The sequence below is a fragment of the Kitasatospora sp. NPDC042419 genome, assembly GCF_056437345.1.
The window spans coordinates 200,223-214,205 of record NZ_JBWKAW010000006.1; the positions used below are offsets into that span (position 1 = coordinate 200,223).

General features: G+C 75.0%; 12 protein-coding genes. 3 read left to right on the plus strand and 9 right to left on the minus strand.

The window, feature by feature from the left end:
* Window positions 1-5: 5 nt before the first annotated feature.
* Window positions 6-416: a PaaI family thioesterase gene (locus AC067J_RS15280; RefSeq protein WP_478299281.1), complete on the minus strand. Its 411-nt coding sequence runs from the start codon at window positions 414-416 to the stop codon at window positions 6-8.
* Window positions 417-667: 251 nt separating this feature from the next.
* Window positions 668-3,556, minus strand: coding sequence for an FAD-binding and (Fe-S)-binding domain-containing protein (locus tag AC067J_RS15285; protein ID WP_478299283.1), 2,889 nt, complete (start codon window positions 3,554-3,556; stop codon window positions 668-670).
* A 257-nt stretch (window positions 3,557-3,813) separates the two neighbouring features.
* Here AC067J_RS15285 and AC067J_RS15290 point away from each other — a divergent pair, with 257 nt between their 5' ends.
* Window positions 3,814-4,542, plus strand: coding sequence for a hypothetical protein (locus tag AC067J_RS15290; protein WP_478299284.1), 729 nt, complete (start codon window positions 3,814-3,816; stop codon window positions 4,540-4,542).
* The gene (locus AC067J_RS15295) at window positions 4,539-4,958 is read left to right on the plus strand and encodes a type II toxin-antitoxin system VapC family toxin (RefSeq protein ID WP_478299286.1); all 420 of its coding nucleotides are present in this window, start codon (window positions 4,539-4,541) and stop codon (window positions 4,956-4,958) included. Before AC067J_RS15290 ends, AC067J_RS15295 begins: the two co-directional genes overlap by 4 nt.
* A gap of 72 nt (window positions 4,959-5,030) precedes the next feature.
* On the opposite strand, the gene AC067J_RS15300 is transcribed toward AC067J_RS15295, so the two are convergent.
* The 3 genes from AC067J_RS15300 to AC067J_RS15310 form a co-directional block, all read right to left on the minus strand.
* Complete coding sequence (locus tag AC067J_RS15300) at window positions 5,031-6,044, minus strand: glycosyltransferase family 2 protein (RefSeq protein WP_478299288.1); 1,014 nt, start codon at window positions 6,042-6,044, stop codon at window positions 5,031-5,033.
* A gap of 158 nt (window positions 6,045-6,202) precedes the next feature.
* Window positions 6,203-6,733: a GNAT family N-acetyltransferase gene (locus AC067J_RS15305; protein ID WP_478299290.1), complete on the minus strand. Its 531-nt coding sequence runs from the start codon at window positions 6,731-6,733 to the stop codon at window positions 6,203-6,205.
* Between the two features lie 131 nt (window positions 6,734-6,864).
* Window positions 6,865-8,376, minus strand: coding sequence for an MFS transporter (locus AC067J_RS15310; protein ID WP_478299291.1), 1,512 nt, complete (start codon window positions 8,374-8,376; stop codon window positions 6,865-6,867).
* A 97-nt stretch (window positions 8,377-8,473) separates the two neighbouring features.
* On the opposite strand from AC067J_RS15310, the gene AC067J_RS15315 reads away from it, so the two are divergent.
* Window positions 8,474-9,112, plus strand: a complete 639-nt coding sequence (locus AC067J_RS15315; protein ID WP_478299293.1) for a TetR/AcrR family transcriptional regulator — start codon at window positions 8,474-8,476, stop codon at window positions 9,110-9,112.
* Between the two features lie 170 nt (window positions 9,113-9,282).
* Here AC067J_RS15315 and AC067J_RS15320 read toward each other — a convergent pair whose 3' ends face one another.
* The 4 genes from AC067J_RS15320 to AC067J_RS15335 all read right to left on the minus strand — a co-directional run bounded on the left by AC067J_RS15320 (window position 9,283) and on the right by AC067J_RS15335 (window position 13,807).
* A complete protein-coding gene (locus AC067J_RS15320) occupies window positions 9,283-9,525 on the minus strand; it encodes a GntR family transcriptional regulator (RefSeq protein WP_478299295.1) in 243 nt (80 codons plus the stop codon).
* A 232-nt stretch (window positions 9,526-9,757) separates the two neighbouring features.
* On the minus strand, window positions 9,758-10,456 hold the full coding sequence (locus AC067J_RS15325; protein ID WP_478299297.1) for an aggregation-promoting factor C-terminal-like domain-containing protein: 699 nt from the start codon (window positions 10,454-10,456) through the stop codon (window positions 9,758-9,760).
* A gap of 712 nt (window positions 10,457-11,168) precedes the next feature.
* Window positions 11,169-12,068 carry an EI24 domain-containing protein gene (locus tag AC067J_RS15330; RefSeq protein ID WP_478299299.1) on the minus strand — a complete coding sequence of 300 codons (900 nt, stop codon included), beginning with the start codon at window positions 12,066-12,068 and terminating at the stop codon, window positions 11,169-11,171.
* A gap of 281 nt (window positions 12,069-12,349) precedes the next feature.
* The gene (locus AC067J_RS15335; protein ID WP_478299301.1) at window positions 12,350-13,807 is read right to left on the minus strand and encodes an amino acid permease; all 1,458 of its coding nucleotides are present in this window, start codon (window positions 13,805-13,807) and stop codon (window positions 12,350-12,352) included.
* Between the last annotated feature and the right edge of the window lie 176 nt (window positions 13,808-13,983).

The window sequence follows — 13,983 nt, forward strand, 5'->3', positions numbered from 1 at the left end:
CGCGGTCAGCCCAGCGCGTACACGGCGGTGGCGTGGGCGGCCGGCTCCTCCTCGCCGTCGGCTGTCAGGGTGATGTCGAGGAAGGCGATCCGGCGGCCCAGCTTGGTGATCCGGGCGTGCACCAGGACGTCCCGCCCGATCACCGCGCGCTGGAAGCTGGTGGACTGCTGGACGGTCGTCACCGGAGCGAAGCCGCCCCGGGCCGCCGACACCGCGATCACGCAGGCGGTGTCGGCGGCGGCCATCAGTGCCTGGCCGGACAGCGCGCCGCCCTCCCGGGCGAGCCGGTCGGACCAGGGCAGCCGGAGCACGGCGTGGCGTTCGCCGGCGGCGGCCACCGAGAGGCCGAGGTCCTGCACCCAGGGCGCGAAGTTGTCGGCGAGGATGCCGTCCGCCTCGGCGGTGGTGATCGTCATCCCGCCATTGTCGCGGGCGCCGGCCGCGCTGTCAGCGGGCTGTGCGCGGTGGTGCGGAGCGTGCTCCGCCGGCGCGCTCCCCGGGGCGCGGCCGGTCCGGCTCCCCGCCGGCGCGGGCTTCCCCACCGGCGCGGGCTTCCCCGCTGAGGCCGGGGTGGCCGGCGCGCGCGGGCGGCTCACCGGCCCGCCGTGCGCGCCCGAGCGGCGCGTCCCCGGACGGCCGGGCGGGGAGCGCCCGGCCGGGGCAGGGGTCAGCCCTGTTCGCGCAGGGCCCGCTGCATCAGCTCCGCCAGGTGCAGGGCCCGGCGCCCCTGGGCGAGTTGGGAGATCTGGGTGCGGCAGCTGAAGCCGTCGGCCAGCACCACCGTCTCCGGCGAGGCCGCCCGCACCTCCGGCAGCAGCACCCGTTCGGCGATCGCCACCGAGATCTCGAAGTGGCCGCGCTCGAAGCCGAAGTTGCCCGCCAGCCCGCAGCAGCCCGAGTCCAGCACCCGGTTGGCGACGCCCATCCGGGCCTCGACCCGGCGGTCCGCCGCGCTGCCGAGCACCGCGTGCTGGTGGCAGTGGGTCTGCGTGACGGCCGCCACCGGCAGCTGCGGCAGCGGCGCGTCCGGGGCGTACTCGTCGACGAACTCGGCGAAGGTGCGGGTCCGTTCGGCCAGCGGGCGGCCGTCGGCGCCGAGCAGGCGCGGCACGTCCTCGCGCAGTGTCGCGGTGCAGCTCGGGTCCATCCCGACCACGGGGGTGCCGGCGGGCAGTCCGGTGGCGTCCAGCGCGGCCAGGCTGCGCCTCATCACCCGCCGGGCGGCGGGGAGTTGGCCGGTGGAGTACCAGGTCAGGCCGCAGCAGACCGGACCGGCCGGCAGTCGGACGTCGAAGCCCAGGTGCTCCAGCACCTCGACGGCGGCGCGAAGCACGTTCGGCTGGAGGTGGTCGGAGAAGGTGTCCGGCCAGAGCAGGACGGGTCGTGCGCCGGCCCGGGCGGGGTGTTCGGCCCGGTGCCGGCGGTACCAGCGGGTGAAGGTCTCCGGCGGGAGGACGGGGAGCACCCGGCGCCGGTCGATGCCGCCGAGCCGCTTGAGCAGGCCGGCGGCGGGGGAGCGGGCGACCAGGTTGGCCAGGCCGGGGGCCGAGGAGGCGGCGCGCAGCCAGAGCGGCAGCCGGCCCATCGCGTAGTGCGAGGCGGGCCGCAGCCGGTTCCGGTAGTGCTGGTGGAGGAACTCCGTCCGGTAGGTGGCCATGTCGACGTGCACCGGGCAGTCGCTGGCGCAGCCCTTGCAGCCCAGGCAGAGGTCCAGCGCCTCGCGTACCTCCGCCGACCGCCAGCCGTCCGGGACGGCCTCGCCGCGCAGCATCTCGGCGAGCAGCCGGGCCCGGCCGCGGGTCGAGTGCCGTTCCTCGCCGGTGGCCATGTAGCTCGGGCACATCACCCCGGTGGTCGGGTCCACGCACTTGGCGACGCCGACGCACCGGTGCACCGCCTTGGCCAGGCTGCCGTCGTCCTGCTCGTACGGGAGGGCGAGCGGCAGTTCGCGCAGCGGGCCGCCGAACCGGAGGTCGGCGTCGAGCGGGCGCGGGTCGACCAGGGCGCCCGGGTTGAGCAGGTTCTCCGGGTCCCAGATCCGCTTGAACTCCCCGAACAGGGCGATGATCCCGGGCGGGTACATCCGGGGCAGCAGCTCGGAGCGGGCCTGCCCGTCGCCGTGCTCGCCGGACAGCGAACCGCCGTACGAGACCGCGAGATCGGCCGCCTGCTCCATGAACTCCCGGAAGACCAGCACCCCTTGGGGCTCGGTGAGCGGGAAGTCGATCCGCAGGTGGACGCAGCCCTCGCCGAAGTGACCGTACGGGACGCCGCGCAGGCTGTGCCGGCGCAGCAGCGCGCGCAGGTCGCGCAGGTAGTCGCCGAGCCGCTCCGGCGGGACGGCCGAGTCCTCCCAGCCGGGCCAGGCCTCACCCCCTCCGGGCAGCCGGGTGACGATGCCGGCGCCCGCCTCGCGCACGCCCCACAGCTGCTTCTGTTCGGCCGGGTCGGTGACCACGGAGACGGCCGCGGTGCGTTCGCGCCGCACCGCGTCGGCGAGCCGGCGGGCGGCGTCCAGTGCCTCGGCGGGCGTCGCGCCGCCGGTCTCCAGGAAGAGCCAGCAGGCGCCGTCCGGCAGCCGGTCGAGGGCCGGCGGGCGGGGGCCGGCCGCGAGCAGCGCGGCGATCAGGTCGGCGGCCATGCCCTCGACGGTGAGCGGGCCGAGCGGCAGCAGGGCCGGGACGGCGTCGGCGGCGGCGGTCTCGTCGGGGTAGCCGGCCACCACCAGGGCGCGGGCCCTCGGCTCCTCGACCAGCTTGACGGTGGCTCCGAGCAGCAGCGCGCAGGTGCCCTCGGTGCCGGTCAGCGCGCGGGCGAGGTGGTGGCCGCGCTCGGGCAGCAGGGCGTCCAACGGGTAGCCGGAGGTGCGGCGCGGCAGGTCGGGCATGCCCTGGCGGATGGTGGCCAGGTGGCGTTCGGTGAACTCCTGGAGCCGGGTGTGGAGACGGCCGACCGGGCCGGGAAGGGCGCGGAGCGCGGCGCGTTCGGCGGCGCCGAGGCCGCCGCCGACGGTGAGTTCGGTGCCGTCGGCGAGCAGGACGTCCAGTGACTCGACGTTGTCGGAGGTCCGGCCCCAGACCACCGAGTGCGCGCCGCAGGAGTCGTTGCCGATCATGCCGCCGAGCGTGCACCGGCTGTGCGTGGACGGGTCCGGCCCGAACCGCAGCCCGTACGGGCGGGCGGCGCGCTGGAGGTCGTCCAGCACCGCCCCCGGCTCCACCCGGGCGGTGCGGCGCTCCGGGTCCACGGCGTGGACGGCGCCGAGGTGGCGGCGGAAGTCGAACACCACCGCGCCCGGGCCGATCGCCTGTCCGCCGATGCTCGTGCCCGCCCCGCGCGGCACGACCGGCACCCCGTACGCGCGGCAGAGCGCGAGCGCCGTGCGCACGTCGTCGAGGTCGGCCGGTTTGACCACGCCGAGCGGCAGGTGGCGGTAGTTGGAGGCGTCGTGGCTGTAGACGGTCCGCTCGGCGGCACCGAAGCGGACCTCGCCGCGCAGGACGGCGGCCAGTTCGCGGGCGAGGTCGGCACCGGGTGCGGTGGAGGGGCGGCTCACGGGTCCTCCCGGGCGGTGACGGGGGCGACGGCGGCGACGGGGGCTACCCGCCGATCATCGCAGCAGGGCCCGGCCGCGCGGTACCGCCCATGCCGGTGGACCGGCCGATGTGACGGCCGATGGAACGGCCGGTGGAACGGCCGGGGCGGTGGTGCCGCCTTCGCCGCCGACGGCGGCACGGCGCACGTCCGACCCGTACGCCCCCGGAACCGGGGCTTCACGCCCCCACTCATAGAAGTTCTATTAGAGTCGGTTCCATGACAGAGACGGCTGAACCCGCGGGCGGGATCGTCCTGGACACCGCCGCGGTGTACGCGTTCCTCGCCGAGTCCCAGTACCTGGCCCTCGCCGCCGCCGGCGACGCCGAGGGCCTGATCGAGAGTGCCGACCGGCTGCGGGACTCCCACCCGCCACGGTTCACCTCCGGTGACGCGGAGGTGGACCGGATGGTCGCGATGGTGTGCCGAGCGGTGCCGGTAGCCGCTCCGGCCCGGAACCCGGAGGTCCTGGACGCCCTCCGGGCGCTCATCGCCGATCGGCTGGCCGGGATGAGTGCGGAGGCTCGTTCCCGGCTCGACGACCTGTCCAGGGCGTCTGCCGGGGACCTCTCCAGAGCGTTGGCAGGACTGTCCCTTCCGACGGGCCCGGGCACTCCGCACCCGGACCCCACCCGGGTCTTCCGGAACCTCAGGGTCGGGCAGGCGCATCTGCCGGCGCTGGACCCGGGCGCCGGCCCGACGGCGACGGTCAGTGCCTCCCTGCACCAGGGGACCATCGACGCGGTCCGCGCGAGGGTGGGCAAGCGGGGCTTCTCCTCCTTCCTCGAACGCGCCGTGCAGCGTGAGATCGAGCGCGAGAACCTGCTCGCCTACGCCGCGGCCCACGAGCAGGAGTTCGGTGACTTCACCGAAGGGGAACTGGCCGCCGCCGAAGCCCTGCTGAACGGTCCTGTCCGGACCGTGCCCGCCAGGGAGCCGGGCGAGTGACCCGGACGCGGACCCTTCTCCTGGACTGCCAGGGCTTCCACAAGCTGATCGTCCAGGACCGCGCGACGGCCGCAATGATCAAGGTGGCGGCGGACCAGGGCACCCAGGTGGTGGTCAGTGCGGTGACCCTGGTCGAGGCGCGCAATCCGAGGACGAAGCACAGGGCGCGGTTCGATCACGCGGTCAGTACGGTGGTCGTCGAGCCCGTCACCAAGGACATCTCGGTCAGGGCCTCGGACCTGCTCGCCGAGCTCTCCGACGCGCACGGGCACAAGTACGCCATCGACGCGATCGTGGCCGCCACGGCCCTCTCACTCCCCGGGCCGGTGCGGATCCTGACCTCCGATCCGGAGGACCTGGTGATGATCCTCGGTGACCTGGCGAAGCCGCACGGCGTGGAGGTCCAGCCGATCTGACGGCGCGCCCCGCGAGGGTGCGGGCCGCGGCCCCCGGGGGGTGCGGCCCGCACGGGGCTCCGGGGGTTCCGGCTACCGCCGGCCGGTGAGGGTGCCGCGGGCGATGTGCGACAGCTTGGCCATCTCGAACGCCGGGTAGGCGCCGCCGGCCAGCAGGGAGAACTTGACGCCCTCCCGGCCCGCGGGCCGCCGGTGGCCGGGCGGCTGGAACCGGCGGTGGTGCTCGGCCGCCCGGTGGAAGAACTGCGGCCGCTCGGCCCGGGAGACGCAGCCGGCCAGGTCGAAGACGAACAGGTAGTGCCGGACCATCCTGGTGAACACGGCGTCCCGGACGGCGTCCGCCCCGGGCCCGGCCGGCAGCTCGTCCAGCTCGGCGAAGGAGCGCTCGTACTGGTCGAAGAGGTCGAACCGGCTGCTGCCCGGCGAGCCGGCCGGGTGGACGGTCTCCCGGCGGCGCAGCTGCACGCAGACCTGCGGCAGCACCGCGATCCGCGCGGCGGTCAGCATCGCCCGGTGGACCAGCGGGATCTCCTCGTACATGCCGTCGGGGAAGGCGAGGTCCTGCTCCCGCCAGTGCCCGCGGCGCAGCAGCCGGTCCCAGGCCAGGGCGGGTGCGCCCAGCAGCTCCGGGCGGTCCAGCGGGCCGAGGGCCTCGGGGCCGGCGCCGGTCAGCAGTGCCTCGGCGCCGCCCGGCCAGTCCCGGCCCGCGTGCCGCCGGGTGTGCCCGAACAGCAGCACGTCCACCGGTCCGGTCCGGTCGAGGCGGTCGGCCAGGGACCGGAAGGAGTCCGGGGGGAGCAGGTGGTCGGCGTCCAGGAAGAGCAGGTACTCGCCGTGGGCGCGGGCGGCGCCGGCGTTGCGGGCGACCCCGACGCCGACCGCGGCGTCGAGGTGGAGCACGGAGACCTGGGGGTACCGGGCCGCGTAGGTGTCGGCGAGCGCGGCGGGGGACTCGGGGGAGCGGTCCGCGACCACCACGACCTCGAAGTCGCGGAAGGACTGGGCGAGCAGTGAGTCCAGACAGTCCGCCAACTGTTTCTGCTGGTCGTGGGCGGGGAGCACGACGCTGATCAGGGGTGAGGGCATGAGGCCGGAGCGTAGGAGCGTCTGCGAACGGTGGCAAAGCCCTGACGGCCCGTAATTCTGACCATTACCCGTCAAATCGTACGGGCGTGCGCCATATCTTCACCGGCTGCTCCGGGCGCGTCCACGTCAGGACGCGGCGGGGTCAGCGCAGGGCGGAGTCAGCGCACGGCGGCGGGCACCAGGTCACGGAGGTACCGGTCCAGGAGGCTGCCGTCGGGTTCGGCCACCGGCTCCGTGAACCGGAACCCCGCCCGCCGGGCGACGGCGGCCGAGGCGCGGTTCCCAGGTGCCACCCGGATCACGCCCTGCGCCGCCCCCTCGCCCGACGCGTACGCGCAGACCAGGTGGACGGCGCGGGTCGCCAGGCCGCGGCCGCGCCAGTCCGGATAGAGGCCGTAGGCGATGTTGACCTGTCCGGGGCCGAGGCCGGGGAGCGCGAAGCGCAGGTCGATCGTGCCGGCGAGGGACGGCCCGGGGCCGGTGCGGATCCCGAAGACCCGGGCCGGCCCGCCGGTCGCCCACTGCACGTCGCACCGCCGCACGTAGGCCTCGGTGGCGGCCCGGGTGCTCGGTGCGCCGCTGAGCCAGCGCACCAGCTGCTCGTCCTCCCCGGCGAGATGCGCGTCGATGTCGTCCGCCCGGAAGGGCGACAGGGTGACGACGCCGTCCGAGAGCGTCACATGGTCCATGCGGCCACTCTTCCGGGCTCCGGCCGCGCTCGGCCAGCGAATTTCGGACAGTCCTGGGCGGGCGGCGCACCCGGCCCCGCCCGGGAGCGCGCCCTGCCGTGGAGCGCGCCCCGGCGGGGGCGGAACCGGCGTCAGGACGCGGGGCCGGCCGGCCGCCGGCGCAGCAGCAGTGCCACCGCGACGGCGGCCAGGGCGACCACGCCCGCCCCGGTCAGCAGGGTGAGCCGCATGGCCTCGACGAACGCCGTGCGCGCCTGGTCGGCGACCGGGCCGCCGAGCCGGGAGGCGGCGGCCAGCGAGGACCGGGCCGCGTCGGCGAGCTGCGGGGGCAGCCCGGTGACGTCCACCCGGCTCCGGTACGCGGCGCCGAGCACGCTGCCGAGGACGGCGATGCCGAGCGCGCCGCCCAGCTCGCGGGACAGGTCGTTCATCGCCGAGCCGACGTTCTGCAGGGACGGCGGGAGGGCGTCGGTGATGGCCGTGGTCGCGGGCGTCATGGCCAGACCGGCGCCCAGGCCGAGCGGGAACAGGACCGCCGCGAGCTGCCACGCCGGGCTGCCGGTGCCCAGCAGCCCGAGCGCCGCCAACGACGCGGAGATCAGCAGCAGACCCGCCACCCACGGACCACGGGCGCCGAACCGGACGGTCAGCCGCGGGCTGAGCCGGGCCGCCGGCATCATCCCCAGCGCCATCGGCACCAGGCCGACGGCCGCCATCAGGGCGCTCCGGCCCCGGACCAGCTGGAAGTACTGCATGATCACGAAGAGGAAGCCGAAGAAGGCGAAGAACTGGCAGGTGATCGACAGCGTGCCGGCCGCGAACCGGCGCTCGCGGAACAGCCTGGGATCCAGCAGCGGGTGGCGCCGGCGCAGCTCCCAGCGCACGAACCCGCCCAGCACCGCCAGCCCGGCGGCCACCCCGCCGAGGGTCAGCGGGTCCCCCCAGCCCCGGGTCGGGGCCTCGATCACCGCGTACACCAGGGTGCCCAGACCGGTCACGGCCAGCAGCGCCCCGCCCGCGTCCAGCCGGGGCGCGTCCGGGTCGGCGGACTCCGGGACGAACAGCAGGGTGCCCGCGAGGGCGAGCACCGCCAGCACCACGTTGAGCACGAACACCGACGGCCAGGGCCACAGCTCCAGCAGCGTCCCGGAGGCGAACAGCCCGAGCACCGCCGCCGCACCGGCGACGGCCGCCCAGGCGGCGACGCCCCGGGCCCGCTCGGCGGGCGGGAAGGTACCGGTGATGGTCGACAGGGTGGCCGGCATGACCAGCGCCGCTCCGACGCCGAGGACGCCGCGCAGCACGATCAGCGCGTTCGGGTCGGTGCTCAGCGCGGCGAGTCCGGAGGCGCCGCCGAACAGCGTCAGGCCGACCAGCAGCGCCCGCCGACGGCCGAAGCGGTCCCCGAACGCGCCGGCCGGCAGCAGCAGGGCGGCGAACACCAGGCTGTAGGCGTCGATGATCCAGGACAGCTGGGTCTGGCTGCCGTGGGTCGCCCGCGCGATGTCCGGCAGTGCCACGTTGAGCGAGGCCATGGCGGCGACCACGGTGGCCAGCGCGAGGCAGGTGACGAGCAGGACGGCGCGGTGGCGGACGGCCGGTCCGGTGGCGGCGGCCCGGTCCGGGGGCGCGGCGGTGGTCATGGCGCTTCTTCTTCCTGTGGCCCTGGGCCCGTCTGGCCCTGGCACGCGGGTGCGTACCGGGGGCCAGCGTGGGCTCGCCGCGGCTAGCATTTCAACCATGATGAATAAAGCGGTGGACCAGCCTGCGAGGCGGGGCCGGCGGACCGGCAGCCCCGACACCCGCGCGCAGATCCTGGCCGTCGCCCGCCGGCGGTTCCTGGCGGAGGGGTACCACGCCGTCACCCTCCGGTCGGTCGCCGCCGAGGCGGGCGTGGACCTCGCCCTGGTCAGCTACTACTTCGGCTCCAAGAAGGGCCTGTTCGGGGACGCGCTCGCGCTGGCCGGCAACCCGGCGGTGCTGCTCGCGGAGGCGCTGGAGGGGGAGCTGGAGACCTTCCCCGAGCGGGCGCTGCGGCTGCTGCTCGGGGTCTGGGACGCACCCGAGAGCGCCGGACCGCTGCGGGCCATGATCGGCGGCGCCGCGCAGGACCCGCAGGTCGCGCTGCTGGTCACCGAGGTGCTCCAGCGCGAGATGGTGGACCGGATCGCGGCCCGGATCGGCGGTGCGGACGCCCGGCGGCGCGCCTGTGTCTTCGGCACCCAGCTGGCGGGACTGATCATGGCCCGGTACGTCCTGAGCCTCCAGCCGCTCGCCTCCCTGTCCGCCGATGAAATCGCGCGCACGCATCTGCCGCTGCTGCGCCATGCCCTGTGGGGGCGGCCGGTGGCGGGCCGGGGCGGCGGCGGTCGGGGCTGAGCCCGCGGGGCCGCCGGGTCGCCACCGGCCGGAAGGGGACGGTGCGGCGGGGACGGCGGGCGGCGGTGGGCGGCGGCCCCGAGGTGGCTACCGGCCGCCTGCGCCCGCCGTGCCCGGGTGACAGTGCCGTGGGGTCTGCCGCGGACGGGGGCGCCGCCGCGGGTTGCGGGTCATGCCGCCGGCGGCGGCGCTCCGCGACCGGTCACGAACTGGCTGGTCGCGCGGTCGGCGACGAGTCCTTCCTCCCGCAGGATCCGGAGCCCGTCCTCCACGACCTCGTCGGCGACGTCGAAGTGGCGGGCCAGGAGGCCGCGGCCCGGTAGCCGCATTCCGGGAGGGTACGCGCCGGAGTGGATCCGCTCGCGCAGTTCGGCTGCCACCTGCTCCGAGAGTTGCTCACCGTAGGAGGGCATGGCGACCAGCGTAGGCCCGACAGCGGCCGCGGCACAGACCCCGGGCGCGGGGCCGGTGCCGCACACGCCGCGGCCGCGCGGGCGGGGGCGCCGCTCCGTCGCCCCGGAGCCCGGACGGGGCGTACGCCCGGGGGCGGTGCCGGGGGACGGGAGACGCGGCCGAGCCCGCAGGCGGGTGCCTGCGGGCTCGGGGCGTACCGGGGGCGCCGGGGCCGGGGGTACCGGGGCCGGCTCAGTACCAGTGGTGCGACTGCCAGAAGGCCCAGGCGCCGCACGGGCTGCCGTAGCGGGAGTTCATGTAGTTGAGGCCCCACTTGATCTGGGTGGCCGGGTTGGTGCGCCAGTCTGAGCCGGCCGAGGCCATCTTGGAGGCGGGCAGGGCCTGGACCAGGCCGTACGCGCCGGAGGACGCGTTGGTGGCGGTGACGTTCCAGCTGCTCTCGCGGGACACGATGTTGCTGAAGCACTGGAGCTGGCCGGCCGGGACGATCTGGGCGGCGATCTCACGCGGGCTGCCGGAGTAGACCGGCTTGCTGTTCAGCGCCGAGCGCTCCTGCGAGCGGGAGGCGGCGGCGTCGGCCTTGGCCTTGGCATCCGCCTGGGCCTTCGCCTCGGCCTGAGCCTGCGCCTGAGCGGCGGCAGCAGCGGCGTCGGCCTCGGCCTGTGCCTGCGCCTGCGCCTGTGCCTGCGCCTGCGCCTGGGCCTGGGCCTGCGCCTGGGCGTCCGCCGCGGCCTGGGCGGCGGCAGCGTCGGCCTGCGCCTGGTCGGCGACCGGCTGACCGTCCGCCGAGACGGCGGCCACCGGGGCGACGGCCTCGGCGACGGCGGTGCCGCTCTCCGGGATGGCGAGGGCGGCGGTGGCCGCGCTCGCCACCACGAGGGTGGCGATGCCGGTGATCAGCGAGTTGCGGCGGGCATGGCTGAGCTGCATGGAGCGGACAATCCTTTTCCGTCGGGGAGCCGTCAGGGCCGTCGGTGGCCGTCGGGGCGTGCCGGTTCGCCGGTCGGGCGGTGGCACGGTTGCCGGGCGTCGCACGGGGCCTGCTCGGGTGAGCGGCCCGCGGTGGAGTACCGGAGGGCCTGATGCCCCGGTGGCGGTGCGGGGCGGGCGGGATGCGCGGCGGGGGACCGATCCGCGCTGCCTGGCGACGGGCCATTCTTGGCAGAGCCCGGCACGGGCGGCAAAGGCGCGGGGTACTACGGGCGGTAGTGGGCGCGGGGCGCGAAACGGCGAAGCGCCCGGCCGATGGCGGGCGCTTCATGGTGATTTGTCCGTTTTGGTGAATTGCCGGGGCGGATCGACCGGATCGTCGACGAACGAAAGGCTCGAACGCGCCTGCCGCCTGTGTTCTTCCGGCCGGGCGTGGTTGGTCGGTGTCCGCCGGTCCGGTCGGGGCGGCGTGCCGAACGGTCGGCGGACCCGGCCGCCCGGGGGTCGTCCACTATCGGCGGCAGTAGATCCGTAAACCCCTGTGGGCGGCCTCACACCCGGACGGGGCGGTGTTGGACGCAGGGTGACGGAACGCTCACCCGGGGCACCGGGGTCACCCGGGTCGCCGGGGCCGCCGGGGTGCCCGGCCGGTCCGCCCGGCCGAGCGTCCGGCCGCCGGGCCCGGGCCGGGCGGATCCCGCAGGCCGCCGGGTCAGGAGCTCCGGTACGGGTTCTGCTCGGCGGGCCGCGGCGGGGCACTCGCGTACGGGTTGCCCGGCACGGGCCCCTGCGCGTCGTACCCGGGCAGGTCGGGGACGGATTCGGCGGCGGAGGCGGTGTCGTCCTCGTCGCCGTCCTCACCGTCCGGCTGCTCCTCGACCGGCACCAGGTCGCGGGCCAGCAGCGTGGCCCCGGCGACCGCGCCCGGCATGGCGACCACCGTGACGAGCGGGACCAGGAAGGCCAGCACCAGCGGCACCCCGAAGCCGAACGCCAGGCCGAGCCGGGAGCGCAGCAGTCGGATCCGCTCGGGCTGCGGCACCCCGCGCCGCTGCAGGGCGACCGACGTCAGCTCGACCGTGAGGAAGAAGCCGGAGACCAGGAAGCCCAGCACGGGGACCACCGTCTGCCCGATCACCGGGATGAACCCGCCGGCGAACAACAGGACGCCGAACCCGGCCGCGCGGACCAGTACGTAGAGGCTGTCCCGGGCCGAGACCAGCAGCTCGCGCCAGAGCGGCGTGTCCGGCGGGGTCGGCGCGCCGCCCTCGGTCTCGTCGACCTTCTCGCAGAGCTCCTCGTAGAAGGGCTGGCCGACCAGCAGCGTGACCGCCGTGAAGGTGAGGACGGAGATCATCAGGCCGCCGACGAAGACGATCGCGGCCAGCGCGGTGCGGAGCAGGCCCTGCCACGGCGAGCCCCAGTCGTCGGCGAACGGGGTCGCCCAGTCCGCGATGTCGCCCGCCCAGCCGCTCAGGAAGAACAGCGCCACCGCGTAACCGACCAGGGTGATCAGCGCCGGGATCATCCCGAACGCCCACCAGCGGCCGTGCCGCCCCACCCACTTCTGGCCCTTGGCCAGGTACCCCATCCCCGCTGCAAGATCTCGCATGAGGGGAAGGGTAGGCGGTGGTGCGTCAGCGGGTCATATCCGTCCTGTCACGGAACGGAACGGAACGAGGTCGGACGAGGTCGGACGGGGCCGGGGGGGGCGGAGGGGCTCGTCGACGGACCCCGCCGGCGGGGCCGCGGGAAGCGGGGTGCGGAAAGCCGGTGCGGCGAGCGGGCGCGGGAAGCCGGGCGAGGGAAGCCGGGTGCGGGAGAACGGCACCGGGCCCGGGAGCCTCCGCAACGGCTCCCGGGCCCGGTGGTTCGCGGGCGGCGCGCCCCGGCTCAGGAGGCCGAGGACACCGCCGCGGCCCGCCGCCGGCGGCCCACCACGGCCGACGCCGTCAGCACGATGGCCGCGGCGACCAGCGACAGGTACATCTGCTTCCGCCCGTCGGCGTCGGTGAACATGTACGCCATCACGAAGCCGATCATGCCGATCGCGGTCCAGGTGAGGTACGGGTACAGCCACATCCGGACGGTCAGCCGCTCCGGCATCTCGCGCTCGATGATCCGGCGCATCCGCAGCTGGGAGAAGCAGATCACCAGCCAGACGAAGAGCGCCACCGCGCCGGAGGAGTTGAGCAGGAAGGAGAAGACCGTGTCGGGGGAGGTGTAGTTGAAGAAGACGGCGACGAAGCCGAACACCACCGAGGACAGGATCGCCACCCGCGGTACGCCGCGCTTGGTCACCGAGGCGAAGGCCTTCGGCGCGTCGCCGCGCTGTCCGAGCGAGAAGGCCATCCGGGAGGCGGTGTACATGCCCGAGTTCAGGCAGGAGAGCACGGCGGTCAGCACGATCACGTCCATCACCCGGCCGGCGCCCGGGATGCCGATGTGCTCCAGCACCGCGACGTACGGGCTGCCCTTGACCGCGGCGGAGTCCCACGGGAGCAGGGTCACGACGAGCAGGATCGAGCCCAGGTAGAAGACGCCGATCCGCCAGATCACGCTGTTGGTGGCCTTGCTGACCGCCTTCTCCGGGTCCTCGGACTCGCCGGCGGCCAGGGTGACGATCTCGCTGCCCATGAAGGCGAAGACGACGGTGAGCATGCCGGTGAAGACCGCGCCCACGCCGTGTGGCAGGAAGCCTCCGTGGCCGGTCAGGTTCTCAGTGCCGACGGCGTGGGTGCCGGGCAGCAGGCCGAACACGGCCAGCGTGCCGATCACCAGGAAGGCGGCGATCGCCACCACCTTGATCCCGGCGAACCAGAACTCGAACTCGCCGTAGGAGGCGACCGAGCCCAGGTTGGTCGCGGTGAGCACGGCCATCACGATCAGGGCGAACGCCCACTGGGGCACGCCGGGCATCCAGCTGTTGAGGATCTTCGCGCCGGCGGTGGCCTCGACGGCCAGCACCACGACCCAGAAGAACCAGTAGAGCCAGCCGATCGAGAACCCGGCCCAGCGGCCGAGCGCCCGGTCCGCGTACGCCGAGAAGGAGCCGCTCTGCGGGTCGGCCGCGGCCATCTCGCCGAGCATCCGCATGACCAGCACGACCAGGACGCCGGCCAGCGCGTAGGAGAGCAGGATGCCGGGGCCGGTCGAGGCGATGCCCGCGCCCGAGCCGACGAACAGGCCGGCGCCGATGACGCCGCCGATGGCGATCATCGACAGGTGGCGGTTCTTGAGACCGGCCTTCAGGTGGCCGTCGCCACCGTGACCGGGCTGCTGCGGGGTGCTGCCGTTCGCGGAGGCGTCGACCGGGGGCGATCCGGCCGAGGTGGTGGTTTCCGCACTCATCTGAGGGTGCCCTTTGCCTTTCCAGCGCGGCCTGACCCTCGGCTCGTACGCCTGAGGGTGGGGGACGGATCCGCGCATTGCGGTGCAACCTAACTTCTACCTCCGGGTATCGGAACAACGCTCCGATAACTGTTCGCTCAGCGGACATGAAAGGCCAGGTCAGAGTGGGTGAAGAG